Source organism: Acetonema longum DSM 6540, from assembly GCF_000219125.1.
GTDB classification, from domain to species: domain Bacteria; phylum Bacillota; class Negativicutes; order Sporomusales; family Acetonemataceae; genus Acetonema; species Acetonema longum.
In genome coordinates, this window is the sequence record NZ_AFGF01000123.1 from 1 (window position 1) to 278 (window position 278).

1 pseudogene is annotated in these 278 nt (G+C 54.7%); it reads left to right on the top strand.

Features of this window, described 5'->3' with window-relative positions:
- Nucleotides 1–278: pseudogene (locus ALO_RS22515) on the top strand (hypothetical protein); the annotation flags it as partial.

Genomic DNA, 278 nt, shown 5'->3' on the forward strand with positions numbered 1-278 from the left:
TGGAAAAAAGCAGCGACACCCGAAGAAAAAGCAAAATGGGCAGAAGGAGGGGAATACAAAGCCCTTTTACATGCCGTAGCGGGAGGAATCACCTCCAACCTTTCCGGCAACGGTTTTGCCTCAGGAGCGGCCGGAGACGGAATAAGTCAGCTGGCGCAAAAAGAACTAGGAAAAATCGCCGACCCCAATCTACGCCTCATCGCCAGTGCGGCCATTGGCGCGGCAGCCGCCAAAGCAGTTGGAGGTAATGAGCAAGCCGGAGCTGTTGCCGCATTTAA